Source organism: Streptomyces sp. NPDC020845, assembly GCF_044334165.1.
In the GTDB taxonomy this organism is placed as follows: domain Bacteria; phylum Actinomycetota; class Actinomycetes; order Streptomycetales; family Streptomycetaceae; genus Streptomyces.
Map to the genome: position 1 here is coordinate 74,233 of NZ_JBIRSJ010000021.1, position 24,934 is coordinate 99,166.

General features: G+C 72.4%; 26 protein-coding genes and 1 pseudogene. 19 read left to right on the top strand and 8 right to left on the bottom strand.

Going from position 1 to position 24,934, the window contains the following annotated elements; all coding sequences use genetic code 11:
- Nucleotides 1-217: 217 nt before the first annotated feature.
- The 3 genes from bioB to bioD are packed head-to-tail and all read left to right on the top strand — an operon-like array spanning nucleotide 218 to nucleotide 3,607.
- A complete protein-coding gene (gene bioB, locus ACH4U7_RS43520; protein ID WP_398533305.1) occupies nucleotides 218-1,510 on the top strand; it encodes a biotin synthase BioB in 1,293 nt (430 codons plus the stop codon).
- On the top strand, nucleotides 1,503-2,837 hold the full coding sequence (locus tag ACH4U7_RS43525) for an adenosylmethionine--8-amino-7-oxononanoate transaminase (protein ID WP_398533306.1): 1,335 nt from the start codon (nucleotides 1,503-1,505) through the stop codon (nucleotides 2,835-2,837). Before bioB ends, ACH4U7_RS43525 begins: the two co-directional genes overlap by 8 nt.
- Nucleotides 2,838-2,893: 56 nt before the next feature.
- On the top strand, nucleotides 2,894-3,607 hold the full coding sequence (gene bioD, locus ACH4U7_RS43530) for a dethiobiotin synthase (protein ID WP_398533307.1): 714 nt from the start codon (nucleotides 2,894-2,896) through the stop codon (nucleotides 3,605-3,607).
- An 86-nt stretch (nucleotides 3,608-3,693) separates the two neighbouring features.
- Here bioD and ACH4U7_RS43535 read toward each other — a convergent pair whose 3' ends face one another.
- The 3 genes from ACH4U7_RS43535 to ACH4U7_RS43545 all read right to left on the bottom strand — a co-directional run bounded on the left by ACH4U7_RS43535 (nucleotide 3,694) and on the right by ACH4U7_RS43545 (nucleotide 6,886).
- Nucleotides 3,694-6,114, bottom strand: coding sequence for a glycoside hydrolase family 3 N-terminal domain-containing protein (locus ACH4U7_RS43535; protein ID WP_398533308.1), 2,421 nt, complete (start codon nucleotides 6,112-6,114; stop codon nucleotides 3,694-3,696).
- A 176-nt stretch (nucleotides 6,115-6,290) separates the two neighbouring features.
- A complete protein-coding gene (locus ACH4U7_RS43540; protein ID WP_398533309.1) occupies nucleotides 6,291-6,662 on the bottom strand; it encodes a fic family toxin-antitoxin system, toxin component in 372 nt (123 codons plus the stop codon).
- Complete coding sequence (locus tag ACH4U7_RS43545; protein WP_089511726.1) at nucleotides 6,659-6,886, bottom strand: antitoxin; 228 nt, start codon at nucleotides 6,884-6,886, stop codon at nucleotides 6,659-6,661. The genes ACH4U7_RS43540 and ACH4U7_RS43545 overlap by 4 nt, the downstream gene beginning before the upstream one ends.
- Before the next feature lie 108 nt (nucleotides 6,887-6,994).
- On the opposite strand from ACH4U7_RS43545, the gene ACH4U7_RS43550 reads away from it, so the two are divergent.
- From ACH4U7_RS43550 to ACH4U7_RS43575, 6 genes and pseudogenes are all read left to right on the top strand, one after another.
- Nucleotides 6,995-7,432: a GNAT family N-acetyltransferase gene (locus tag ACH4U7_RS43550; protein WP_398533310.1), complete on the top strand. Its 438-nt coding sequence runs from the start codon at nucleotides 6,995-6,997 to the stop codon at nucleotides 7,430-7,432.
- Between the two features lie 391 nt (nucleotides 7,433-7,823).
- Entirely contained in the window at nucleotides 7,824-8,513 is a 690-nt protein-coding gene (locus ACH4U7_RS43555) for an SDR family NAD(P)-dependent oxidoreductase (protein ID WP_398533311.1), read from the top strand.
- Nucleotides 8,514-8,880: 367 nt separating this feature from the next.
- Complete coding sequence (locus ACH4U7_RS43560) at nucleotides 8,881-9,282, top strand: transposase family protein (protein ID WP_398533415.1); 402 nt, start codon at nucleotides 8,881-8,883, stop codon at nucleotides 9,280-9,282.
- Nucleotides 9,283-9,443: 161 nt separating this feature from the next.
- A pseudogene (locus ACH4U7_RS43565) lies at nucleotides 9,444-10,141 on the top strand (IS200/IS605 family accessory protein TnpB-related protein); the annotation flags it as partial.
- Between the two features lie 13 nt (nucleotides 10,142-10,154).
- On the top strand, nucleotides 10,155-11,516 hold the full coding sequence (locus ACH4U7_RS43570) for a hemolysin family protein (protein WP_398533312.1): 1,362 nt from the start codon (nucleotides 10,155-10,157) through the stop codon (nucleotides 11,514-11,516).
- Complete coding sequence (locus ACH4U7_RS43575) at nucleotides 11,516-12,520, top strand: hemolysin family protein (RefSeq protein ID WP_398533313.1); 1,005 nt, start codon at nucleotides 11,516-11,518, stop codon at nucleotides 12,518-12,520. Before ACH4U7_RS43570 ends, ACH4U7_RS43575 begins: the two co-directional genes overlap by 1 nt.
- A gap of 78 nt (nucleotides 12,521-12,598) precedes the next feature.
- Here ACH4U7_RS43575 and ACH4U7_RS43580 read toward each other — a convergent pair whose 3' ends face one another.
- On the bottom strand, nucleotides 12,599-12,820 hold the full coding sequence (locus ACH4U7_RS43580; RefSeq protein ID WP_014181418.1) for a hypothetical protein: 222 nt from the start codon (nucleotides 12,818-12,820) through the stop codon (nucleotides 12,599-12,601).
- Between the two features lie 134 nt (nucleotides 12,821-12,954).
- Entirely contained in the window at nucleotides 12,955-13,161 is a 207-nt protein-coding gene (locus tag ACH4U7_RS43585; RefSeq protein ID WP_014181417.1) for a hypothetical protein, read from the bottom strand.
- Between the two features lie 81 nt (nucleotides 13,162-13,242).
- On the opposite strand from ACH4U7_RS43585, the gene ACH4U7_RS43590 reads away from it, so the two are divergent.
- The 3 genes from ACH4U7_RS43590 (at nucleotide 13,243) to mug (ending at nucleotide 16,202) form a co-directional block, all read left to right on the top strand.
- Nucleotides 13,243-14,013 carry an SGNH/GDSL hydrolase family protein gene (locus ACH4U7_RS43590; RefSeq protein WP_398533314.1) on the top strand — a complete coding sequence of 257 codons (771 nt, stop codon included), beginning with the start codon at nucleotides 13,243-13,245 and terminating at the stop codon, nucleotides 14,011-14,013.
- Nucleotides 14,014-14,200: 187 nt separating this feature from the next.
- Nucleotides 14,201-15,634: an adenylosuccinate lyase gene (gene purB, locus ACH4U7_RS43595; protein ID WP_398533315.1), complete on the top strand. Its 1,434-nt coding sequence runs from the start codon at nucleotides 14,201-14,203 to the stop codon at nucleotides 15,632-15,634.
- A gap of 19 nt (nucleotides 15,635-15,653) precedes the next feature.
- Nucleotides 15,654-16,202 carry a G/U mismatch-specific DNA glycosylase gene (mug, locus tag ACH4U7_RS43600; RefSeq protein ID WP_398533316.1) on the top strand — a complete coding sequence of 183 codons (549 nt, stop codon included), beginning with the start codon at nucleotides 15,654-15,656 and terminating at the stop codon, nucleotides 16,200-16,202.
- 63 nt (nucleotides 16,203-16,265) lie between these two features.
- Here mug and ACH4U7_RS43605 read toward each other — a convergent pair whose 3' ends face one another.
- From ACH4U7_RS43605 to ACH4U7_RS43615, 3 genes are all read right to left on the bottom strand, one after another.
- Nucleotides 16,266-16,706 (bottom strand): hypothetical protein, encoded by a 441-nt coding sequence (locus tag ACH4U7_RS43605; protein WP_398533317.1) that lies wholly within the window; start codon nucleotides 16,704-16,706, stop codon nucleotides 16,266-16,268.
- A 100-nt stretch (nucleotides 16,707-16,806) separates the two neighbouring features.
- Nucleotides 16,807-17,529 carry an ABC transporter permease subunit gene (locus ACH4U7_RS43610; protein ID WP_398533318.1) on the bottom strand — a complete coding sequence of 241 codons (723 nt, stop codon included), beginning with the start codon at nucleotides 17,527-17,529 and terminating at the stop codon, nucleotides 16,807-16,809.
- Nucleotides 17,530-17,535: 6 nt separating this feature from the next.
- The gene (locus ACH4U7_RS43615) at nucleotides 17,536-18,516 is read right to left on the bottom strand and encodes an ABC transporter ATP-binding protein (RefSeq protein WP_398533319.1); all 981 of its coding nucleotides are present in this window, start codon (nucleotides 18,514-18,516) and stop codon (nucleotides 17,536-17,538) included.
- A 100-nt stretch (nucleotides 18,517-18,616) separates the two neighbouring features.
- Here ACH4U7_RS43615 and ACH4U7_RS43620 point away from each other — a divergent pair, with 100 nt between their 5' ends.
- The 7 genes from ACH4U7_RS43620 to ACH4U7_RS43650 all read left to right on the top strand — a co-directional run bounded on the left by ACH4U7_RS43620 (nucleotide 18,617) and on the right by ACH4U7_RS43650 (nucleotide 24,909).
- Nucleotides 18,617-19,975 carry a sensor histidine kinase gene (locus ACH4U7_RS43620; RefSeq protein WP_398533320.1) on the top strand — a complete coding sequence of 453 codons (1,359 nt, stop codon included), beginning with the start codon at nucleotides 18,617-18,619 and terminating at the stop codon, nucleotides 19,973-19,975.
- Between the two features lie 174 nt (nucleotides 19,976-20,149).
- Nucleotides 20,150-20,803 (top strand): response regulator, encoded by a 654-nt coding sequence (locus tag ACH4U7_RS43625; RefSeq protein WP_385616273.1) that lies wholly within the window; start codon nucleotides 20,150-20,152, stop codon nucleotides 20,801-20,803.
- 67 nt (nucleotides 20,804-20,870) lie between these two features.
- A complete protein-coding gene (locus tag ACH4U7_RS43630) occupies nucleotides 20,871-22,181 on the top strand; it encodes an ROK family protein (RefSeq protein ID WP_398533321.1) in 1,311 nt (436 codons plus the stop codon).
- 67 nt (nucleotides 22,182-22,248) lie between these two features.
- Nucleotides 22,249-22,947, top strand: a complete 699-nt coding sequence (locus tag ACH4U7_RS43635) for an SMI1/KNR4 family protein (RefSeq protein ID WP_398533322.1) — start codon at nucleotides 22,249-22,251, stop codon at nucleotides 22,945-22,947.
- A 48-nt stretch (nucleotides 22,948-22,995) separates the two neighbouring features.
- A complete protein-coding gene (locus tag ACH4U7_RS43640; RefSeq protein ID WP_398533323.1) occupies nucleotides 22,996-23,370 on the top strand; it encodes an ArsR/SmtB family transcription factor in 375 nt (124 codons plus the stop codon).
- Nucleotides 23,367-23,852 (top strand): SRPBCC domain-containing protein, encoded by a 486-nt coding sequence (locus ACH4U7_RS43645; RefSeq protein ID WP_398533324.1) that lies wholly within the window; start codon nucleotides 23,367-23,369, stop codon nucleotides 23,850-23,852. The genes ACH4U7_RS43640 and ACH4U7_RS43645 overlap by 4 nt, the downstream gene beginning before the upstream one ends.
- Before the next feature lie 73 nt (nucleotides 23,853-23,925).
- Nucleotides 23,926-24,909 (top strand): aminoglycoside phosphotransferase family protein, encoded by a 984-nt coding sequence (locus ACH4U7_RS43650; protein WP_398533325.1) that lies wholly within the window; start codon nucleotides 23,926-23,928, stop codon nucleotides 24,907-24,909.
- Nucleotides 24,910-24,934 lie beyond the last annotated feature (25 nt).

Sequence of the window (24,934 nt, forward strand, 5' to 3'; positions counted from 1 at the left end):
CGTCCCTGCCTTCCGTCCACTGCGATCGCCACGCGGCAGAGCCGCAGATCGATACGGCCGGCTCCGCCGCGTGGCAACCGGGCACCAACTGTCGGGTCCCGATAGAACGTATCGGCGTCCATGCATGGGCAGGGTGTGGCAATACACACACCCGGAACGAGTGGTGTTGTGTGATCCCTCCTTTGCCCCGGACCCGGGCGCAGGGCAGGATCGGCCCATGGAGCTGCTGAAGACGCTGGTGGACAAGGGGCTGCGGCGTGAGCTGCCGACCCGAGAAGAGGCCCTCGCCGTGCTGGCGACCGCCGACGACGATGTGCTCGACGTGGTGGCCGCGGCGGGCAAGGTGCGCCGCGCCTGGTTCGGGCGGCGGGTGAAGCTCAACTATCTGGTCAACCTCAAGTCCGGGCTGTGCCCCGAGGACTGCTCGTACTGCTCACAGCGGCTCGGCTCGCGCGCCGACATCCTCAAGTACACCTGGCTGAAGCCCGAGGAGGCCGCGGCCGCCGCGGGCGCGGGGGTTTCCGGCGGCGCCAAGCGGGTCTGTCTGGTCGCCAGCGGGCGCGGCCCGACGGACCGGGACGTGGAGCGGGTCTCCCGGACCATCGAGGCGATCAAGGAACAGAACGAAGGCGTCGAGGTGTGCGCCTGCCTCGGCCTGCTCTCCGACGGGCAGGCGGCGCGGCTTCGGGAGGCGGGCGCCGACGCGTACAACCACAATCTCAACACCTCGGAAGCCACATACGGGGACATCACCACCACCCACACCTACGCCGACCGGGTGACGACCGTCCAGCAGGCCCAGGCGGCGGGCATGTCCGCCTGCTCCGGGCTGATCGCGGGCATGGGCGAGACGGACGAGGACCTGGTCGACGTGGTCTTCTCGCTCCGCGAGCTGGACCCCGACTCGGTCCCGGTCAACTTCCTCATCCCCATCGAGGGCACCCCGCTCGCCGAGGAGTGGCAACTCACCCCGCAGCGCTGTCTGCGGATCCTGGCGATGGTGCGGTTCGTCTGCCCGGACGTCGAGGTACGGCTCGCGGGCGGACGGGAGATCCATCTGCGCTCACTGCAGCCGCTGGCCCTGCACCTGGCGAACTCGATCTTCCTGGGCGACTATCTGACCACCGAGGGCCAGGCCGGCAAGGACGACCTCGCGATGATCGCCGACGCCGGCTTCGAGGTGGAGGGCACGGACACGACGACGCTGCCCACGCACCGGGCCGACGCGCTGGCGGCGGCACAGGCGGGCTGCGGTTCGCACGGCGGTGCTGAGCACGGCGGTGCTGAGGGGGAGACAACAGGCGCGGGCTGCGGCTCGGCGGGCGGGGGCTGCGCGCCGTGCGGCGAGGCGGCGCCCGCGGCGGGGGTGGCTGAGGGAGCTGGAGCCGAGCCCGTACCGGCCGCCGCACCCGCCGCCGTACCCGCCGGCGCGCCGGCCGCAGGCGCCCGCACCGATCTGGTCGCCGTGCGCCGCCGTGGCGTGGGCACGGACCTGCCGCCCAATGCCTGAGCCGCAGCTGACGCCCGGCAAACCGCTGACGCCCGGTGAGCTGCTGGCCCTGGACCGGCGGCATGTCTGGCATCCGTACGGACCGATGCCCGGCCGCCAGGACCCGCTGATCGTGGAGTCGGCCGCCGGGGTCAGGCTGCGCCTGGCCGAACCGGCCGAGGGCCAGCGGGAGTTGGTCGACGGGATGTCGTCGTGGTGGTCCGCGATCCACGGCTACAACCACCCGGTGCTCAACGACGCGGCGCGCGGCCAGCTGGACCGGATGAGCCATGTGATGTTCGGCGGGCTCACCCACGAGCCCGCCGTACGGCTGGCCGCCCGCCTCGTGGAGATCACCCCCGAGCCGCTTGAACACGTCTTCCTCGCCGACTCCGGCTCGGTCTCGGTCGAGGTCGCGGTCAAGATGTGCCTGCAGTACTGGCGCTCGCTCGGCCGCCCCGACAAGCGGCGGCTGCTCACCTGGCGCGGCGGCTACCACGGCGACACCTGGCAGCCGATGGCGGTGTGCGACCCGGACGGCGGTATGCACCACCTGTGGTCGGGCCTGCTGCCCCGTCAGCTCTTCGCCGACGCGCCCCCGCCCGGTTTCGACGCCCCGCCGGACCTCGCGTACGAGGCACATCTGCGCGACCTGGTCGCCCGCCACGCCCATGAGCTGGCCGCGGTGATCGTCGAACCGGTGGTGCAGGGCGCGGGCGGGATGCGGTTCCACTCCCCCGGCCTGCTGCGGGTGTTGCGCGAGGCCTGTGACGAGCACGACGTGCTGCTGGTCTTCGACGAGATCGCCACCGGCTTCGGCCGCACGGGCGAACTCTTCGCGGCCGGACACGCGGGCGTCAGCCCCGATGTGATGTGCCTGGGCAAGGCGCTCACCGGCGGGTACATGACGCTCGCCGCCACGCTGTGCACACCGCGCGTGGCGGACGGCATCTCGCGCGGCGAGCTCCCGGTGCTCGCCCACGGCCCGACGTTCATGGGCAACCCCCTGGCGACCGCCGTCGCGCTCGCCTCGATCGACCTGCTGCTCGGCCACGACTGGCGGCAGGAGATCAAGCGTATCGAGGCCGGGCTGCGGGACGGCCTGGCCGCCACGGCCGAACTGCCCGGCGTCCGCGACGTCCGGGTCCTCGGCGCCATCGGCGTCGTCCAGCTCGACCACGCGCTCGACGGGGCGGGCATGGCGGCGGCGACCCGCGCGGCGGTACGGGAGGGCGTATGGCTGCGGCCGTTCCGCGACCTGCTGTACACGATGCCGCCGTACATCACGAGCGACGACGATGTGGCCCGCATCTGCACGGCCCTGCACGCGGCGGCCCGCGCGGGTTGACCCGGCACAGTCGCCGCGACAGTCCGCTCACGCACGACACCGAAAGGCGCGACCACATGCCCGTACTCGTCATCACCGGCACCGGCACCGAAATCGGCAAGACCATCACCACCGCGGCCGTCGCCGCCACCGCGCTGGCCGCCGGCCGGTCCGTGGCGGTGCTCAAGCCGGCGCAGACGGGGGTTCGGGCGGACGAGCCGGGGGACGCGGCGGAGGTGGCTCGGCTGGCGGGGGCGGTCACGCGGCTGGAACTCGCGCGCTACCCGGACCCGTTGGCCCCGGTCACCGCGGCCCGCCGGGCGGGACGCCCTCCGGTGCGCCCGTACGAGGTGGCCGAGGCGGCGGGGAAGCTGGCCGCCGAGCACGATCTGGTGCTGGTGGAGGGCGCGGGCGGGCTGCTGGTGCGGTTCGACGAGGAGGGCGGCACGCTCGCGGACGCGGCCCGGCTGCTGGGCGCGCCCGTGCTGGTCGTTGTGCACGCGGCCCTGGGGACGCTCAACACGACGACACTGACGGCGGAGGCGCTGCGCGCCAGGGGCCTTGACTGCCCGGGCGTCGTGATCGGCAGCTGGCCCAAGGCCCCGGATCTCGCGGACCGCTGCAACCTCGCGGATCTGCCGGAGGCGGCGGGCGCCCCCCTGCTGGGCGCCCTCCCCCAAGGCGCGGCGGCCCTCCAGCCCGCCGACTTCCGCGCCGCTGCCCGTGGCTGGCTGGCGCCCGAGCTCGACGGGACCTGGAGCGCGGAGCGGTTCACAACCGCGCAAGGCTGACCGTACGGCGGGGCGCACGCGACGATGGGGCGCACGCGGTGATCGCGTGCGCCCCATCGGCTCACCCCACACCCGCCCCCGCGACCTCACTCCGCGGCGCGGTAGGCCGCCGTCAACTTCCGCAGCGCCCCCACCACATCCCCGCCGACCAGCAGATGGTCCGCCTCGGCGAAGGGTTTCGCCACCGCCGGGGTGATCTTCTGCCCGACCCGGTCCTGGACCAGGAGCCGCGCGGCCGTGACAATCGCACGCCCCTCCCTCGCATCCGCCCGCCCCGCCTCCCTCGCGGCCTTCGCCTCACCGGGCGCGCGGGCCGAGGTCGTCAGCCCCCACCCGTACGGGTATTGCGGGTCGTACGCCGCGTCGCCCACGTTGATCGGCAGCTGCGCCTCGGACTTGGGCCAGGTCACCGGCAGCTGCCCGGTGAAGGCCCGCTTGCCGTAGAGGACGTCGGCGACGCCGTCGCCCTCCGTGCCGGGCAGCCAGGACGCGACGAGGGCGTCGATGTCCCCCAGCCGGTCGCCGATGAGCTGCGGACGCCCGGAGACGATCAGCACCGCGCACTCCATGGCGCCGCACACCCGGTCAACCGCGGCCTGGTCGGCATCGGACAGCCGCAGGTCATGGCCGTTGCCGACGTCTCCCGCCCCCTCGGCGTACGGGGTCTCGCCGACGACCACGACCCCGGCGTCGTATCCGTCCGTCGGGGCGGAGGCGTCCTTGGAGTAGGTGATGGCCGAGTCCGCGGCCGCCTTCCGCATGCCTTGCAGGATCGTGGTGCCCTCGGTGTGCCGGCCGGAGGAGCCCTGCCAGGTGATGGTCCAGCCGCCGGTCTGGTTGCCGAGGTCGTCGGCGTTGGACCCGGCGACGTACACCTTCTGGGAGGGCTTCAGGGGCAGCACCCCGCCGGCGTTCTTCAGCAGCACCTGCGACTTCGCGACCGCCTCGCGGGCGACGGCCCGATGCTCTGCCGAGCCGATCCGGTCGAGATTGGAGGTGTCGGCATTGTCCCCATTGTTCACGTACGGCTTCTCGAAGAGGCCGAGCCGGAACTTGGCCGTCAGGATGCGGGAGACCGCGTCGTCGATCCGGGCCCGGCTGATCCGGCCGGCCTTCACCTCGTCGACGAGCGTGGTGTGGAAGTTCTTGTACGCCGTGGGCACCATGATCATGTCCACCCCGGCGTTCACGGAGGTACGGACGTCGCTCGGGTAGTCGCCGGGGATCTGGTCGATGGCCTGCCAGTCGCTGATGACGAAGCCCTCGAAGCCCATCCGGTCCTTCAGCACGCCGTTGATCATCGCCCCGTCGGCGTGCGTCTTGAGCGGCGCCCGACCGTCGCCGAGGATGTCGAGCGAGGAGAACGAGGGCATGACCGTGCCCACCCCGCGGTCCACGGCCTCCCGGAACGGCGCGAGGTGGACCATCTCCAGCTCCTCGCGGGTGACCTTGGTGACGCCCTGGTCGATGGGGTAGCCGCCGGTGGTCGAGGAGCCGTACTCCGTACCGCCGTCCCCCACGAAGTGCTTGGCGGTGGTCAGCACCTTGTCGCGGCGGTCGAGATCCTTGCCGCTGGGCGCGCCCTGCATGCCCTTGATGACCGTCTCCATGGCCGTGACCAGCGCCGGGTCCTCGCCGAAGGACTCGTACGCCCGCCCCCACCGCTCGTCTCGCGATACGCATACGCAGGGCGCGAAGTCCCAGGGGACGCCGGTGGCGCGCACCTCGGAGGCGGTCACCGCGCCGGTCTTCTCGGCCAGCCGGGGGTCGCGGGTGGCGCCGAGGCCGATGTTGTGCGGCATGATCGTCGTCCCGACGACATTGTTGTGGCCGTGGACCGCGTCCACGCCGTAGACCAGCGGGATCTGGAAGCGGGTGGCCTGGGCGCGCAGTTGGAAGGCGTCCACCATCCGCGCCCAGGCGGCGGGCGTGTTGGGGGTGGGCGCCGACCCACCGCCGGACAGCAGGGAACCGAGGTTGTAGTCGGCGATGTCGCCCGGCGCGGTGAGCGCGTTGCGCTCGGCCTGGGTCATCTGCCCGGCCTTCTCCTCGAGCGACATCCGGGACAGCAGGTCCTTCACGCGCCGCCGCACGGGGAGTTCGGGGTCGAGGTACGGCAGTCCGTGCGCGTCGATCACGACCCGTGACGTCTCGGCCGGGGCCTTGGCGCCGGAGACGGTGAGATGGAGCGGAACGGTCTCGGCCGGTTCGGCGCCGCCGCCTCTCGCGGTGACGACCTCGACGGTGCGAGAGGCGCCGGAGGCGGTGCCGGCCGGGAAGGTCACGCTGCCCTCGACAGGTCGGTAGTCCTCGCCGGAGGTGGCGGTGCCGCCGTCCCCCTCGGTGGTGTAGTCGACGGTGACGGGTTCGTCGAGCGGCCCGGAGCCGGTGGTGGCGACGGAGATCTCGACCTTGGCGGTCGTGCCCTCCTTGACCGGGTGGACGGCCGCGTCCGTGATCACCTGTGCCTTGCGCGAACCGTCGGCCGCGACCGCGGCCCCTCCCATGAGGGGCAGTAAGGCGGCGCCGACCGCCCCGGCGATGAACGACGTTGCTGTGGATCCGAATCTTCCGTGCTGTCTTCGCAGTCCTCGCTGTGCTCCGTTACGTGGCATCGCGGCTCCTTCGGCTGGATGCACAGATCCTGGGCCGATGTGCCGCCCCGATCGCGGCGGCACGCCGCTCACGCGCTCCAGCTGCGCAGCTCGGCGGCGATGGTGTGGACGTCGGCGGTGCCGTCCTTGACCAGGCGGGCCAGGTCGCGGACGCGCTCGGGGGTGGTGGCGATCTTCAGCCCGCTGGCGATGAGATACGCGTACGCGACGGCCGACGCGAACAGCGCGTTCGACCGCTCCAGGGCGGGCACCAGCAGAAGCAGCTGCAGCAGGGCAGCGGCCCTGGTCTGCGGGTCGGTGTAGATGGGGGTGCCGAATATCTCGGCTTCATGTCTGCTGACGGCGGCGACCAGCGCGCCGTAGTCGGTGACCTGCGAGTCTCCGGGGGTGCTGCGCTCGGCGACCATCAGCAGCCAGGCGAGGTCGATCCGCACATTCAAGAGCGCGCCTCGCCCTCCTTGCCGAACTCCTCGTCGAATACGGTCCGGTACTGCTTCATGAAGTCGGCGGCCGCCTCCACGAAGGTATGGCCCACCTCTCCGGCGTCCTTGCGGACGAGCTCTTCGATGTAGCGGTTCATGCTCATGCCCCGCTGCAGCGCGCGCTCCCGCGCCACCTCCGCGGTGGCCTCGTCGACCCGGACGTTCAGCTGTGTCTTCGCCACGGCCTCACGCTAGCGCCTATCCGCTAGCACCCACAAGCCGGATCTCGTATCGCGGGACCGGCGCCAATTCGATCGACGCCGCGCCCCGGGCGGTGATGGGATCGCGCCATGAACGATCTCGTCATACGCGCCGCGGCGCCCGCGGACCTCGACACCGTACTGACCTTCTGGAAGGAGGCGGCCGAGGGCACCAGCATCAGCGACGACCGGGACGGCGTGGCCCGCCTGCTCGACCGCGACCCCGAGTCGCTGCTGCTGGCCGAGCGGGGCGGCGAGCTCGCCGGGACCGTGATCGCGGGCTTCGACGGCTGGCGCTGCCATCTCTACCGGCTCGCCGTGCACCCCGGCCACAGGCGCCAGGGCGTGGGGACCGCCCTCCTCCAGGCGGCCGAGGAGCGGTTCGCCGCGCTCGGCGGGCGGCGCGGCGACGCGATGGTGCTGGACCGCAACGACCTGGCCCACCACGCGTGGCGAGCGGCGGGCTACGCCCCGCAGCCGGAGTGGAGCCGCTGGGTCAAGCCGCTGGGCCCCGGCCCCTCCCGCTAGCCGACATCGGGTCTCCGTCGGCCGACAACGCGTAGATCCTCTCCCACCGACGACGCGTCCCGCCGGCCGACATCGCGCACTCCTCCCGTCCCTGCTGGACCATGGGACAGGGGTTGTGAGCTGCTACCGGTTGACAGCGCTTGAGCGCGTTTTGGTGTGCATGAGTAACGACTCGGTCCGCGATTGAGTTCAGGACGTGTCGGCCTGAGGGGTGGTTGGTAGGTGATCAGCGGTTCGGTACCCGGCTTGCGGCGGGTCGGCCGACGCCTGGAGCGGTCCGCGACCAGTGAAGCGATCGCACGATGGGCCTCGGCGCCCTGGCCGAGCCGCATCGCAGACCGCGTCGTGAACCACTGGCCGGTCGCATCATCCCGGAGGGAAGCTGTGCCCCATGACGACAACCTTGATCACCGGGGCCAACAAAGGCCTCGGCCACGAGACCGCCCGCCGCCTGACCGCCGCGGGCCATACCGTCTACCTGGGAGCGCGCAACATCGAGCGGGGCTCGGCCGCCGCGGCCGAGCTCGGCGCCCGGTTCGTGCAACTCGATGTCACCGACGATGCGTCGGTTGCCGCCGCGGTGGCCACCATTGAGGCCGACGGCGACCTGGACGTCTTGGTCAACAACGCCGGAATCGAGGTGCGTTCACCGGGAGGCGACATCATCGGCGCCGCGGAGCTGACCGCCGACGTGATGCGGGAGGTGTTCGAGACCAACGTCTTCGGCCTGGTCCGGGTGACCCACGCCTTCCTGCCACTGCTGGAACGCTCCGCCGCCCCGGTCGTGGTCAATGTCAGCAGCAGCCTGGCCTCGCTGGCCCAGGCCGGCAAGGGGTACCCGGGGGTTGCCTACCCGACTTCCAAGACCGCGGTCAACATGCTCACCGTGCAGTTCGCCAAGGCGTTCCCACGGATGCGGATCAACGCCGTGGAGCCCGGCTACACCGCGACGGACCTGAACGGGCACGAGGGCACGCAGACCGTCGAGCAGGGCGCCGAGATCATCGTTCGGATGGCTCAACTGGGGCCGGACGGCCCGACCGGCGGCTACTTCGACGCGGCGGGCCCTCTGCCCTGGTAGGCGACGAGGTTTACGACGCGGTCCGCGATGCTGCTGGACCAGGGCCGTGACGTGACAACGGCCGCACAGGTTCTTCGAATGTGACCAAGAAGTGGGCCCGTGCGGCCTTGACCCATCCAGCCTTCTGCGTACGACCTGGTCTTCACCGACCGCCTGCTCGTCACCCTGGTCCACCTTCGCGCCGGGCTTCCGCACTCCGCACTCGCCGCGCTGTACGGTACCGCCCGCTCCACACTGCCGGGCCATCGCCGAGATCCGCCCGCTGCTGGCGGCACGCGGTTTCGCCGTCCCCGACCGCCCCAGCGTCCGGCTGCGCACTCTGGCCGACGTGTTCGCCTAAGCCGAGGCCAAGGGGATCCGGCTGCGGATCGACGGCGCCGATACCCAGGTCCGCCGCCCCAAGGCCGACCGGCCCGGACGGCGGGCCTTCGTCTCCGGAGAGAAGAAGCAGAACACCATCAAGACCACCACCATCAGCGACGGTCAGGGACGCCTGCTGCGGTCGGGCGCGGACCGCCCGGGCCGGATGCATGACCAGACCGCGATGCGCACCGAGGGCATCGCCGAGCAACTCAGGCTCCGCCCTAAGGCGACAGCCGAGGTCGACGAGGGTTGCCGGGGCCCGGCGAACGCGTTTCCCGACCAGGTCAGCGCCCCACCGAAGAAGCCGAAGGACGACGCGCCGCTCGACGAGCACCGAACTGGTGCTCGCCCGACAGGCGGCCTGCTGATCACCTACCAACCGACCCGTCAGGCCAACACGCCCTGACCTCAATCGCGAACCGAGTCGTAAGCGCACCCACGACGGTGCCCCGAGTCTTGGGGGGAATGGGAGTTCTTGTATCGAATGCGTGACCTGCGTGGGAGGTGTTCGCTGGGTGTGGTGACAGGTTCTTCGCTACCGGGCGGAGGCGGGGGATGGGCGGGCTGCGCGAGAACGCCGGTCATCTGGCCGCTGGCGCCTGGACGTCCACGGCAACCCTGTCGGCGAGCCCCGCAGGTTCGACTACGACCTCACGGGCATCGCACCGCACCGGGACGCGCAGGTGCGGCATGCCCTCGTCCGCCTCCTGCACCGGGCCCAACGCCACCGCTTGGCCATCGCGATCGAGGACCTGGACTTCCAGGCGGAGAAGACCCGGGAGAAGCACAGGCGGCGCAAGCGCTTCCGCCGCTTGGTCTCCGGCATGCCCGTGAGCAGGCTGCGTGGCAGACTGATCTCCATGGCCACCGAACTCGGCATCACCCTCGTGGCCGTCGATCCCGCCTGCACCAGCCGCTGGGGCGCCCAGCACTGGCAACGGCCCCTGACCACCAAGACCCGCAAGACCACCCGCCACGACGCCGCCGCCGTGGCGATCGGACGACGCGCCCTGGGATGCCCGATCCGGCGACGGACGACACCACCCCCACAGCACCGGAGCGATGCTGTGGGGCATCGGACCGTCCAGGCCGTATCGGGTGTCCTGGGGCGTGAGGAAACCCGACCCCGCATTCCCGGGCCACGGACACGATCCGCCGGCGCCGGATGCGGAGCGAAAGCGGGGGACCAGTGTGCCCACAACCGTTCGGGGCACACGGCTGAGCACGAGTTCTGGCACCAGGACTCACTCCCGCTCAGCCCCTAGGAACGGTGAACCGATGACCGAAGTGCTCCTCCTGGCCGTGGCGCTCCTGCTGGCACTGGCCTGCGGCGGGTTCGTCGCGGCGGAGTTCTCCCTGACCACCGTCGAGCGCAGCGAGCTCGAGCGGGCGGTCGAGCGCGGGGAGCGGGGCGCGGCCAGTGCGCTGAAGGCCGTACGCAGCCTGACCTTCCAGCTCTCCGGCGCCCAGCTCGGCATCACCGTCACCAACCTGGTGGTCGGCATGCTCGCCGAGCCGTCCGTCGCCGTGCTGCTGGCGGGCCCGCTCAGGGCGATGGGCGTGCCGGACTCCGCCGTCCGCTCGGTCGCGCTGGCGGTGGGGACGGCGCTGTCGACGATAGTGCTGATGGTGGTCGGTGAGCTGGTCCCGAAGAACTGGGCCATCTCGCGCCCGCTGCCCGTCGCCCGGGCCGTCGCCACCCCGCAGCGCGCCTTCAGCTCCGCCTTCCGCCCGTTCATCGCCCATCTCAACAACACCGCCAACCGCACGGTGCGCCGGATGGGCCTGGAGCCCGCCGAGGAGCTGGCCTCGGCGCGCAGCCCGCAGGAGCTGGTCGCGCTGGCCCGGCACTCCGCCCGGGAGGGCGCCCTGGAGGCGGACACCGCCGAACTGTTCGTACGGACCCTGAACCTGCGAGAGCTGACCGCGGAGAACGTGATGACCCCACGGGTGCAGGTCATCGCCCTGGACGTACGGGCCACCACCGAGGACATCGCCAACGCCACCCGCGCCACGGGCCTGTCCCGCTTCCCCGTCTACCGCGGCAGCCTGGACACGGTCGTCGGCACCGCCCACATCAAGGACGTGCTCGCCATCCCGGCCGAGCAGCGGCTCCGCCACCCGGTGTCGGAGCTGATGCGCGAGCCGCTGCTCGTCCCCGCGTCGCTCACCGTGGACCGGGTGCTCGACCGGCTCTCTGGGGAGCGCAGCATGGCCGTGGTCATCGACGAGTACGGGGGCACGGCCGGGGTCGTCACCCTGGAGGACATCGTCGAGGAGGTGGTCGGCGAGGTCCGCGACGAGCACGATCCGCACGAGAAACCCGACCTGGCCCCGGTCGGCGCGGGCGCGGAGGGCCGGATGCTGTACGACGCGGACGGCGCGGCCCGTGTCGACCAGCTGGCGGCGGTGGGGATGCGGGTGCCGCACGGCCCGTACGAGACGCTGGCCGGGCTGGTGGCCACCGAGCTCGGCCGGATCCCGGTGCGGGGCGATGCCCTGGAGGTGGCGGGCTGGGGCATCGAGGTGGTCGACGACTCCGGCCACCGGGCCGCGCGGGTACGGCTGCGGGCACCGCTGCCGTACGCCGGGGAGGCGGGAGAGGCCAGGCACGGCGGGGACGGTGAGGGGGCGGCCTGATGACTCTGCTCCAGCTGCTGGTCGGCCTGCTGACGCTGGTCGTCAACGCCTTCTTCGTCGGCGCCGAATTCGCCCTCATCTCGGTGCGGCGCAGCCAGATAGAGCCGCGCGCCGAGCAGGGTGACCGGCGGGCCCACGCCGTGCTGTGGGGCCTGGAGCATGTCTCCGCGCTGCTCGCCGCGGCTCAGCTGGGCATCACGCTGTGCACGCTGGTGCTGGGCGCCGTCGCGGAACCGGCCATCGCGCATCTGCTGGAGCCGGTCTTCCACGCGGTGCGGCTGCCCCTCGGACTGGTCCACCCGGTCGCGTTCGTGATCGCGCTGACCGCGGCGACGTATCTGCACATGCTGTTCGGCGAGATGGTGCCCAAGAACGTGGCGCTGGCCGAGCCGGTGCGCACAGCGCTGCTGCTGGGCCCGCCGCTGGTCACCCTGGCGCGCGGCCTGCGCCCGGTGATCTTCGCTGTCAACGCCTTCGCGAACGCCCTGCTGAAGCTGTTGCGGGTGGAGCCCAAGGGCGAGGTTTCGGCGACCTTCTCCGACGATGAACTGGCCCGGGTGGTCGTGGACTCCGGCGCGGCCGGGCTGCTGGACGACCGGGCCACCGAGCGACTGCGGGACGCCCTCGAACTGAGCCGCCGCCGGGTGCGCGATGTCGTACTGCCCCTGGAACAGGTGGTCTCCGCCCGGCTCGGGGTGACGCCCGAGGAGCTGGAGCGGATGGCGGCGACGTCCGGGTTCTCACGCTTCCCGGTGGTCGACGACTCCGGGCGCATCCTGGGCTATCTGCACGTCAAGGACGCGCTGGACGCGCGCCCGCGCGACCTGCCGTTCCGCCTCGATCAGCTGCGTTCGATCGCCCGGGTGCGGCCGCAGACGGCGCTGGACGACGTGCTGACCGCGATGCGCGACAGCCGCACGCACCTCGCCGCCGTCGTCGGACCCGACGGGCTCCTGGAGGGCCTGGTCACCATGGAGGACGTACTGCGCGAGCTGGTCGCCTGACGCGACGCACGCGCACACTCGGCAGGGGGCACCTCCCAGCGGTAGCTGGGGGAGAACCGAGCCCTGAAAAAAGGGGGGTCACTCGTCCCGCCGTGATTCGTGCGCGATGATGCACGCCTGCCAGTGGGCCAGCGCCTCGGCCTTGCCCCCGCCCCCTTCCTCCGCCACGGCCAGCAGCGCGTCGGCGGCCATCGCTGCCAGCCGGACGGCCACTCTGCACACGTCCCGCCGCTCCAGCGGGTCCAGCAGGGCGACGGCCCCCTCTCCGTCGTCGGCGAGCGCGGCGGCCACGATGGCCATGGTCGTACGGTCGCATTCAAAGGCATCCACGCCGACCAGACTGCCCCGATGCGCCCCATCCGGAACCCGGCGCGGGCCAACCGAGGGATCCGCCGGGCGCGCGGGGCGCGCGCGGGCCGGGTTTCGCGTGCGCCTTAGGCGGGCCGGGTGGCGGACGGGTCATAGCGGAAAATCGTGTACTCGATCCGCCCGATGACCTTCGTCCTGCTGGTCCGCCGGTAGAGCTCGGGCGGCCGGAAGATGTTGTCGTCGTAGATGTCGGCGCCCGGCTCCAGGTTCCAGCTGGCGGTCGTGCCGTTGCGCGCCCCGCCCTCGAAGTAGATGTTGGTCATCATCCCCATGCGGCTCATCATGCGCGCGCCCGCCGCCGCGCGCAGCCCGCGGGAGCCTACGGGATTCCGCGGGATAGGATCACCCGCGCCATGCGGATGAACACCACCTACACCAGCTTTGTCGCCATCGGCGACTCCTTCACCGAGGGCATGTCCGACGGGCTGTCGGACGGCTCCTACCGAGGCTGGGCCGATCTGCTCGCGGCGCGCCTCGCGGCCCGCACCCCCGGTTTCCGTTACGCGAACCTCGCCGTGCGCGGCAAGCTCATCGGGCAGATCGTCGACGAGCAGACGGACCCGGCGGCGGCCATGGGCGCGGACCTGGTGACGCTGGTCGGCGGGCTGAACGACGTGCTGCGGCCCACATGCGATGTGGAGCGGGTCTGCGGGCTGCTGGAGGAGGCCGCGGGGCGGCTGGCGCCCAGCTGCAAGCAGCTGGTGCTGATGCGCAGCCCGGGGCGGCGCGGGCCGGTGCTGGTGCGGTTCCTGCCGCGGATGGAGCGGCTGTTCTCCTTCATCGACGAGCTGGCGGCGCGGCACGGCGCGATCGTCGTGGACCTCTTCGCCTCCGAGGCGCTGGGCGATCCGCGGATGTGGGCGGACGACCGGCTGCACCTGAACACCGAGGGGCACCGCCGGGTGGCCGAGGCGGTCTGGCAGGCGCTGGGACACGAGCCGGAGGCCGACTGGAACGCGCCGCTGCCGCCCGCCGTACAGCCCGGCTGGGTGGCTCGGCGCGCCTCGGACGCGCGCTTCGCCCGCGAACACCTCGGCCCGTGGATCGGCCGACGGCTGACGGGCCGCTCCTCGGGCGACGGGCGCCCGCCGAAGCGGGCCGAGCTGCTGCCGTACGAGGGCTGAGCCGCAGATTGACCGGAGCTGGGCCGCCGCCGTACGAAGGCCGGGCCGCCGTACGAAGGTTGGGCCGCTCCTGCACGCAAGCCGAGGGGCCGCCGTACGAGCGCTGGGCCAGCGGCGTCCGGGCGTGACCAGGCGTGACCACGGCCACGGCGCTGGCCTGCGTATACGCCCAGTAGACTGTCTCCCCGTGACTGGTAAGCCGCGCATCCCGAACGTCCTGGCCGGCCGCTACGCCTCGGCGGAGCTGGCCGTCCTGTGGTCCCCCGAGTACAAGGTGACGCTGGAGCGGCGGCTGTGGCTCGCCGTGCTGCGTGCCCAGAAGGACCTCGGGATCGAGGTGCCGGACGCCGCCCTCGCCGACTACGAGCGGGTGCTGGAGACCGTCGACCTCGCCTCGATCGCCGAGCGCGAGAAGGTCACCCGGCACGATGTGAAGGCGCGGATCGAGGAGTTCAACGCGCTCGCCGGGCATGAGCACGTCCACAAGGGCATGACCTCCCGCGATCTGACCGAGAACGTGGAGCAGCTGCAGATCCGGCTCTCCCTGGAGCTGGTCCGGGACCGTACGGTCGCGACGCTGGCCCGGCTGGGGAAGCTGGCCGCCGAACACGCCGAGCTGGTCATGGCCGGGCGCTCGCACAACGTGGCGGCGCAGGCCACGACCCTCGGCAAGCGCTTCGCGACCGCGGCCGACGAGCTGCTGGTGGCCTACGGGCGGCTGGAGGAGCTGCTGGCCCGCTACCCGCTGCGCGGCATCAAGGGCCCGGTCGGCACCGCGCAGGACATGCTGGACCTGCTGGGCGGCGACACGGCCAAGCTGGCCGAGCTGGAGCGGCGGATCGCCGGGCACCTGGGCTTCGGGCAGGTCTTCACCTCCGTCGGCCAGGTCTACCCGCGCTCGCTTGACTACGAGGTGGTCACCGCGCTGGTGCAGCTGGCCGCGGGCCCGTCCTCGCTCGCCAAGACGATCCGGCTGATGGCCGGGCACGAGCTGGTGACCGAGGGCTTCAAGCCCGGCCAGGTCGGCTCCTCCGCCATGCCGCACAAGATGAACACCCGCTCGTGCGAGCGCGTCAACGGCCTCGCGGTGATCCTGCGCGGCTACGCCTCGATGACCGGCGAGCTGGCGGGCGACCAGTGGAACGAGGGCGATGTGTCCTGCTCGGTGGTGCGCCGCGTCGCGCTGCCGGACGCCTTCTTCGCCTTCGACGGGCTGCTGGAGACCTTCCTGACGGTGCTCGACGAGTTCGGCGCCTTCCCCGCCGTCGTCGCCCGCGAACTGGACCGCTACCTCCCCTTCCTCGCGACGACGAAGGTGCTGATGGGCGCGGTGCGGGCCGGGGTGGGCCGCGAGGTGGCGCACGAGGCCATCAAGGAGAACGCGGTCGCCTCGGCGCTCGCGATGCGCGAGCAGGGCGCCGAGCGCAACGAACTGCTCGACAAGCTCGCCGCCGACGAGCGGATCCCGCTGGACCGCGGCCAGCTGGACGCGCTGATGGCCGACAAGCTGTCCTTCACGGGCGCGGCCGCCGACCAGGTCGCCGCCGTGGTCGCCCGGATCGAGGAAATCGCCAAGCGCCACCCGGAGGCGGCGGCGTACACGCCCGGGGCGATCCTCTGACCCGGCCGGACACCCCGCGATGACCCCCGCCGAACTGGAAGCCGCCCGCGACCGCCTCGTACCCGACGTGGCCGCGGACGGCCTCCGCGTGCTCTTCTGCGGTATCAATCCGGGGTTGATGACCGCCGCGACCGGCCACCACTTCGCCCGTCCGGGCAACCGCTTCTGGCCCGTCCTGTACGCCTCGGGCTTCACCCCGCGCCGGCTCCAGCCGTCCGAGCAGCAGGAGCTGCTGGGGTACGGCCTGGGGATCACCAATGTGGTCGCCCGCGCCAGCGCGCGGGCCGACGAGCTGAGCGACGAGGAGTACCGCGAGGGCGGGCGGATCCTGGCGGAGAAGGTCGCCCGGCTGCGCCCGCGGTGGCTCGCCGTCGCCGGGGTGACCGCGTATCGGGTCGCCTTCGGCGACAAGCGGGCCAAGATCGGCCCGCAGGAGCGCACCATCGGCACCACCCGGATCTGGGCCCTGCCCAACCCCAGCGGGCTCAACGCCCACTGGACCCTGACCACGATGGCCGAGGAGTACGGCCGGCTGCGCACCGCCGCGTACGCCGACGGTGGCGGCTGACGGCTCATGGCCGACCGTCGGCGACGACCGTCGGCTGATGACTGACAGCTGACAGCAGGCGGCTCAGCGCACGCTGTCCTCCCCTATCGCCGCGACCAGCTGCAGGGGCAGTTCACGGTCCCCCTGTCCTATCCCGAGCCCTATCCAGCGCCCGTCGGTCCGCCAGCCGTACACCCGCCCCACATAGCCGCACAGCGACCGCAGCGGCTCCGGCACCGGCTCGCCCATGGCGTCACGCTCCAAGTGGTCGGCCAGGTCGAGGACTTCGGGCTCGCCCCAGCGTAAGGACAACACCTGGACCAGCACCTGCAGCTCCGCCTCGAACTCCTCCTCGACCTCGATCAGGCGCTCCAGATCCGCGTCCCAGAAGTCCTCGCTGACGCGGAGGTCGGCGACATGGAAGCCGGGGCCGCTCGCCACGGCCCCGACGACGCCGCGCCGGCCGGGGAAGTCCCGGGCGCGCAGCAGGTCGATGGTCGCCAGATGGTCCGCCGTGCTCGTCATGACTTCATTAAACAAGCGAGGTCTGACAAGCGAGGTCTGACAAGCGGGGCCCGACAGCCAAGGGGCGACAGTCGGGCGGGGCCGGGCAATTGGCCGCCCGTCAGGTGTCCCGGCGCTCGACCGCCAGCCGGCCGCAGAACACCGCGGCCGCCGTGTACAGCGCCAGCACCCCGAGCCCCGTCCATGCGCCCAACGGACCTTCGGGCGCGGTGTGCAGGACCTGCTGACCGGCCTGGTCGGGGAGGAACCTGGTGGCAGATGTGGCGCCGAACACCGGGGACAGGAAGGTGACGATGGGCACGACCAGCGCCAAGCTGCCCACCGAACTGCGCAGCACGGCGGCGACGCCCGAGGCCAGCACCGTCAGCAGGGCGAGATAGATCCCGCAGCCGACCGCCGCGCGCAGCGCCCCCGGGGCGTCCAGGCCCACGCCCTCGTCACCGAGCAGCGCCTGGCTGACGAGCAGCGACGCGAATCCGGTGACCAGGCCGACGGCCAGGGCGCACAGGCCCACGACAGTCAGCTTGCACCCGTAGTAGAGGCCGCGCCGGGGGACGGCGGCGAGCCAGACGCGGATGCCTCCGCCGGTGTACTCGTTCGCCACCGCGAGCACGCCGAAGCTCACGGCGGCGATCTGTCCGAAGGCCAGGCCGAAGAAGGAGGAGAAGACCGGATCGAAGTCGCTCTGCTTGCCGTCTTCGGTCGCGCTCACCAGCGCCGAGATGCCGGTGGTGGCCACCAGACCGCCGAGGAGGGCGATCAAGAGGGATCGCAGGGTGCGGATCTTCATCCACTCGGAGTGCAGCACCGCTTTGACTGACATTGACTCTCAGACCTCCTGCTTCACTGTGTTTGCCGTGTTTGCTGCCTTGGCCTCGGACGCGGCCGCGGGCGCAGCCGCCGTGTACTCCGCCTCGTCCGCGGTGAGCCGCAGATACGCCTGCTCCAAGGACGCCTTGTCGTCGGCCAGTTCGAGGAGCGGGATGCCGTGGCGGGCGGCGAGCGTGCCGACCTCCTCCGGTGTGGCCCCGTCGACCGTCCAGTGGTCCGGGCCGTCCGGTTCCGCGGTCAGCCCCGCGCGGGTCAGCTCCGAACGCAGCCGCTCCGGCTCGGTGGTGCGCACCCGTACCCGCGGTCGGCTGTGCTCCTTGATGAACGCGTCCATGGACATATCGGCGAGCAGCCTGCCCCGCCCGAGCACGACGAGGTGATCGGCGGTCAGCGCGGTCTCGGCCATGAGATGGCTGGAGACCAGGACGGTGCGGCCCTCTCCGGCCAGCCGCTTCATGAGCGTACGGATCCAGATGATGCCCTCGGGGTCGAGCCCGTTGGCCGGTTCGTCGAGCATCAGCACCGGCGGGTCGCCCAGCAGCGCCGCCGCGATGCCGAGCCGCTGCCGCATGCCGAGCGAGAATGTGCGTACGCGCCGCTTCGCGGCCGAGGCCAGCCCCGACTCCTCCAGCACGGCGTCGACCCGGCTCACGGGGACGCGGTTGCTGAGCGCCAGGCAGAGCAGGTGGTCCCGGGCGGTGCGGGCGCCGTGGGCGGCGCCCGCGTCCAGTAGCGCGCCGACGTGGCGCAGCGGCTCGTCGTACGCACGGTACGGGCGGCCGCCGACGGTGGCGGTGCCGGAGTCGGGCCGGTCCAGGCCGAGCACGATCCGCATGGTGGTGGACTTGCCGGCGCCGTTGGGGCCGAGGAAGCCGGTGACGCGGCCGGGCTCCACCCGGAAGGTCAGTCCGTCCGCGGCGCGCACCGCCCCGTAGTCCTTGGTCAGTTCGTGTACGTCGATCGACGTCGCGGTGATCATGGTCTCCACGGTCCCGTGCCTGCTCGGCCGTGGCTTCCCCCGCGAGCGGGGTCGTGCTCCCCCGTGCGGGGGAGGGCGCGGATGTGGGGCGCAGGGCACGATGGTCGACGTGTCGACATCGCCCACCGCCCTCACCGCCCTCGCCACCCTCACCGCCCGTGTCCCGCGCGCCGCACGGACCGTCCTCGCCCCGCTGACCCGGGCGGTCACCTATACGCGCTGGCTGCATCTGCTGATGGGGGCCGTGGTGGCGGCGGTGTGCGGTCTGGTCTACCCCGGGCTCTTCGACCTCCGCCCCGCAGACATGCTGTGGCTGCCCGTGCTGCCGGTGCTGCCACTGGTCGCCGTCGCGATGGTGCCGGCCACCCGGCTGGCCGAGGGGTTGCAGGCACGCCTGCTGCTGACCCCCGGAGAACATGCGCGCCACCAGCAGGGCCACCTCGCCCCGAGGATCGCCGCCGCGCCGTCCGCGTCCTGGGGCGACCGGGGGCGTACCGCGCTGTGGCTGGTCCTGCGGCTGGAGGCCGGCTGTATGACGGCACTGCTGAGCCTCCAACTGCCCGGTCTGACGGCGGCGCTGGTCGACGCGGCGTCGCAGGGCACGCCCGCACCGGTCATGGGCGTACGGATCGACGGCCACCACTGGTGGTACGCGCTGCTCGCCCCGCTCCCCCTGGCCGCCCTGATGGCCCTGGTCGTGGCCGCCGGGAGGCTGATGACGGTGGCCGCGACCCGCCTGCTGGGCCCGTCGGCCGCGGAGCGGCTGGCCGCGCTGGAGGAGCGTACGGAGCGGCTGCTGGAACACAACCGGCTCGCCCGCGAGTTGCACGACTCCATCGGCCACGCGCTCACCGTCGCCGTGGTGCAGGCGGGCGCGGCGCGGGCGGCGGGCTCGGCGGAGTTCACGGACCGCGCCCTGGCCGCGATCGAGGAGACCGGGCGGCATGCGCTGGAGGACCTGGAGCGGGTGCTGCGGCTGCTGCGCGAGGACACCGCGCGGGGCCCGGCCGACCGCCCGGGCCTGGGCGACGCCGAGCGCCTGCTGGAGTCGGCGCGGGCGGCGGGCTCGACGCTCGACGCGAAGGTGTCCGGCCCGCTGGAGGGGCTGCCAGGACCGGTGTCCCGCGAGGGCTACCGCATCCTCCAGGAGGCGCTGACGAATGTGTTGCGGCACGCGGGCCCGGTGCCGGTGGCCGTACGGGTCGACGTCGCCGCGGACACGGGGTTGCTGCGACTGGACGTACGCAACCCCCTGCCGGGCCCGGGCCAGGGCCGCCCGGGCGAGACGCCCGTCGGCACGGGACTCGGCACGGGTCTGGGCAGCGGTCTGCGTGGCATCCGCGAGCGGGCGGCGCTGCTGGGCGGCGAGGCGGAGGCGGGCCCGTACGAGGGCGAATGGCGCCTGAGCGTAACCCTCCCGGCGGACCGGAGCCGCGCGCACACCACGACCATGGCCTGAGGGGAAGCGCCCGGCAGCATGAGCGTGTCTTGGTGCGCTGCGCGGGCTGGACTGAGGAGCCGCGCAGCGACGGAGGAGCGAGCAGTGACGAGGGAAGCCCGCGCGTAGGAGCGCGCCAAGACTGAGCGGGAAGGAGGGGACCGCACACCAACAAACGCGCATTAAGGTGATCTGGTGTCGATCAGCGTCCTCCTCGTCGACGACGAGCAGCTGGTGCGCGCCGGGTTGCGCGCGATCCTGGAGTCCCAGCCGGACATCCGGGTCATCGGCGAGGCCGCCGACGGGGCCTCGGTGGTGCCGCTGGTGCGGCAACTGCGGCCGGACGTGGTCGCGATGGACGTCCGGATGCCACTGCTCGACGGCATCGAGGCGACCCGCGCCGTGCTGCGATCGGTCCCCGACCCGCCCCGGATCCTGGTCGTGACGACCTTCGAGAACGACGAGTACGTCTACGAGGCGCTGCGCGCCGGGGCGGACGGCTTCCTCCTCAAACGCGCCCGCCCCGCCGAGATCGTGCACGCGGTGCGCCTGGCCGCGGAGGGCGAGTCGCTGCTGTTCCCGGCGGCCGTACGGTCCTTCGCCGCGGCCCGCGGCGGCAACGAGCGCGCCCGCGAGGCGATGGAACGGGCGGCGCTCACCGAACGCGAGGCGGAGGTGTTGCGGCTGATGGCCCGCGGCCTGTCGAACTCCGAGATCGCCGGCCACCTGGTCATCGGCGCCGAGACGGTCAAAACACACGTGAGCGCGGTGCTCGCGAAACTGGGTGCGCGGGACCGCACCCAGGCGGTGATCGCGGCGTACGAGTCGGGGTTCGTGGTGCCCGGCTGACGGAGCTCTCGCCGCGCACCCGTCCAGCGGTTACGATCCGGCAGACACGCACAGTAGGGAGGCCCACGTGGGGCGGCTCACCGGCGGGGATCCGTCCTTGCTGCGGCGCATCAACTCCGCCGTCGTCCTGCACGCGCTGCGCGCGGCGACCGTCTCCTCCGACGTCCAGAACCCCGGCGACGGCACGGACCCCGACGGCGGGGCCGATCGCGGAGCCGACCGCGCCGACGACCGTGGGACCGACCGCGGGACCGACCGTGGCGCCGACCGCGGGGTCGACCGGGCCGCACCCGGCTGCGCCACCCTCACCGATCTGACCCGGGTGACCGGCCTGTCCCGCCCCACCGTCGAGGGCGTGGTCGAGGGGCTGACCGCCGACGGCCTGGTGGTGGAGGTGCCCGCGGAGGAGGGCGGTGTCCGCCGCCAGGGGCGCCCCGCCCGGCGTTTCCGCTTCCGGGCCGAGGCCGGCCATCTGCTCGGTGTCGAGATAGGCGCCCACCGCGTCGGCGCCCTGCTGACGGACCTCGACGGCCGTCCGCTCGGCTCCACGGTGCGGGAAGTGTCCGAGAAGGCGTCGGCCGACGAGCGTCTGGACCGGGTCCGTACCGCCGTCGCCGACCTGCTGCGCCGGGCCGGCGTGGCGCGCTACTCGCTGCGGGCGGTGGGTGTCGGCAGCCCGGGCATCGTGGATGCCGACGGCACCGTCCACCTGTGTACGGCCCTCCCCGGCTGGACCGGTCTGCGCCTCGGGGAGCGGCTGCGGCGCTCCTTCCGCTGCCCGGTGCTCGTCGAGAACGACGCCAACACCGCAGCCGTGGCCGAACACTGGAAGGGCGCGGCCGTCGGCTCCGACGATGTCGTCTACGTCGTGGCGGGCCTGAGCCCCGGCGCCGGCTCGCTGATCGGCGGCCGGCTCCACCGCGGCTTCGGCGGCGCCGCCGGCGAGATCGGTGCCCTCCATCTGCTGGGCCGCGAGGCCACCCCGGAAGAGATGCTCTCCACGACCGGCGAACCGCTCAACCCTCTCGACGAGGACCAGGTCGCCCGTGTCTTCGCCCTCGCCCGCGCCGGGGACACCCGCGCCCGCGCGGCCGTCGACCGCTTCATCCGCCGCCTCGTCCACGATGTGGCGGCCCTCGTCCAGGCCCTCGACCCCGAGGTCGTCGTGGTCGGCGGCTGGGCCTCAGGACTCGACGGTATCCTCGACCCCCTGCGCGACGAACTCGCCCGCTACTGCCTCCGCCCGCCCCAGGTCGCCCAGTCCCTGCTCGGCGAGGCGGCCGTGGTGACCGGCGCGCTCCGGCTGGCCCTCGACCATGTGGAAGAGGAGCTTTTCGCCGTGGAGTCCACGGTCACCACCCGCCGCGGGGGGCGCTGAGTCTCATCGGCGTACGGTGGTGGCGGTGTCGGATTCCCGAGGAGGAGCGATTTCCCGAGGAGGGGCGATGGGCGGGACCTGGGCGGGGGTGCGGGAGCGGGTGCTCGCGCTGCGGAAGGCGCCGCGGTGGTGGGCGGTGTTCGGCGCAGATTTCCCCGACCACGGCCACAACTTCGAGCTGCTGCCCGTCCTCACCGAGGAGCAGTTGCGCGCGGTGGAGCGGCGGCTGGGGAGCGAACTGCCCGAGGAGTACCGCACGTTCCTCCTGGAGGTGGGCGCCGGCGGCGCGGGCCCCTACTACGGACTGTTCCCGATGAAACCCCCCGGCCCCGACACCCCGCCCGCCACCGGCCACTGCGCGCTGCCGTTCCGCCCCGAGCTCTCGGCCGAGCTCGACGAGCACATGTACGCGGAGCCCCGGAGGGCCGACTACCCGGACGACGACACCTTCGCCGCCATCTACGCCGCCTGGGACGCCCGCCACGACGAACTGCTCGACGCCGTGACCGAGGGCACCCTGTGCATCAGCTCCCAAGGCTGCGCGTACTACTCGCTCCTCGTGGTCACCGGGCCCCTCAGCGGCACCATATGGGACGACATACGGGCCCTCGGCGAGGGCGTCGCCCCGGCCGAGCTGCGCGGCAGAACGGGGCACGTCTCGTTCGCGGAGTGGTACCTGGACTGGCTCGACCACGCGGAGCGCCGCGCCTGGGACGAGACCACCGAGCCCCCGCCACGCCTCAAGTTCGCCTCCGACCAGAGCTGACTCGAGCGGCCTTGCGCCGCGTGCGCCACAGAGCTAACCTACAACCAAATGGTTGTAGATGAATCGACCGACGCGACCGTGGACCGCCTGTTCCACGCGCTGGCCGACGCCACCCGGCGCAACATCCTCCACCGCTGTGTGCGGGGCGAGCTGTCGGTGTCGCGGCTGGCCGAGGACTACCCCATGAGCTTCGCCGCGGTGCAGAAGCATGTGGCGGTACTGGAACGGGCCGGGCTGGTCACCAAGCAGCGCCGCGGACGGGAGCAGCTGGTGCGGACCGACCCGGAGGCCATAGTCCGCGCGCGGCAGGTGCTCGACGAGCTCGAGACGGCCTGGCGCGGGCGAGTGAATCGGATGTCCAGCCTGCTCGCGGAGGACTCCGACCCCCAAGAGAACAACCCGACGGAAGGACGAGACCGATGAGTGTCACCAGCCTGGACAAGGACTTCGACAGTCTGACCCTCACCCTGATCGCCGACTTCACCGCACCGGTCGAACGGGTGTGGCGGCTGTGGGCCGACCCGCGGCAGCTGGAGCGCTGGTGGGGTCCGCCGACCTACCCCGCGACCATGGAGCAGCACGATCTGACCCCGGGCGGAGAGGTCGCCTACTTCATGACCGGCCCGGAAGGCGACAAGCACCACGGCTGGTGGCGTATCACCTCGGTCAACCCGCCGACGTCCCTGGAGTTCACCGACGGCTTCGCCAACCCGGACGGGACACCGGCCGCGGACATGCCCACCACCACCGTACGGGTGCTGCTGACCGAGCACGACGGCGGCACCCGGATGGAACTGCGCTCGGCCTACGACTCCCGGGAGCAGATGGAGCGGATGCTGGAGATGGGCATGGCCGAGGGGCTGCAGCAGGCGGTCGGCCAGATGGACGCCCTGCTCGTCGACTGACCCGGCCCGGTCCGGTCTCGCCGTGGCCCACACTGAAGAGGGCAGTGGCCCACACTGAAGAGGGGGGACCACGATGACACGCGATCCCGACGCCGATCCCGACGCCGATCCCGCCGCGGCGGCCCCGGGCCTGCCTTCGGCCACCGGCAGCCGGAGGATGGCCTGGGCGGCGATGCCACGCGAGCTGACCGTGCGGATCGAGCGGCTGCTCGGCAGCCCGGTGGCCACCGCCGTCAGCCAGCCGGGCGGGTTTTCCGAGGGGCTGGCCGCCCGGGTGCGCCTGGCGAACGGCGGACGCGCGTTCATCAAGGCAGCGAGCTCGTCGACGGCGCCGGCCGTGGCGGACTTCCACCGCCGGGAGATCGCGGTCTCCCGGCGGCTTCCCCCAGAGGCGTCGGCGCCACGGCTGCTGGATGCCCACGACGACGGCACCTGGGTGGTGCTGGTCTTCGAGGAGATCCAGGGACACCTACCCGCTCAGCCGTGGCGACCGGACGAGTTGGACCGGGTGATCGCGGCAGTCGCCGATATGGCGACGGCTCTGACGCCGTCACCCGTCGAGCCGGCGATCCTGAGCAAACCGCGCCTCGGCGGGTGGCCGGCGCTGGCGGAAGACGCCGCTGCCCGGGCCAAGGTTGAGGAGCTGTCACCGTGGGCGGCCCGCCACTTCGATGAACTCGCCGCCCTGGAAGCGAACGCCTCGCTGGACGGCGACACGCTTCTGCACGGAGACCTGTACCCGTTCAACGTCATGCTGACCGCGGACCGGGTGTTCGTCGTCGACTGGCCGCACGCCTGGGTCGGGCCCCGTCACTGCGATCTCATCACGCTGCTGTCCAGCGCATCCCTCAGTGGCGTGGATCCCCAGCCGATCGCCGAGAGCCACCCGCTGATACGCGCACTCGACCGCGTCCACGTCGACTCGGTGCTGGCGGCGCACGCCGGTTTTCTGCTGCGCTCCGCCGCCTCGGCCGGACCGGGCACCGATCGCAACATCGTGGCCATGATGACCGCCTTGGGCCTCGCCTCGCTGCGCTGGCTGGGACGGCGGCTTTGAGGCGGTGCTCAACGGCCCGGCCGGT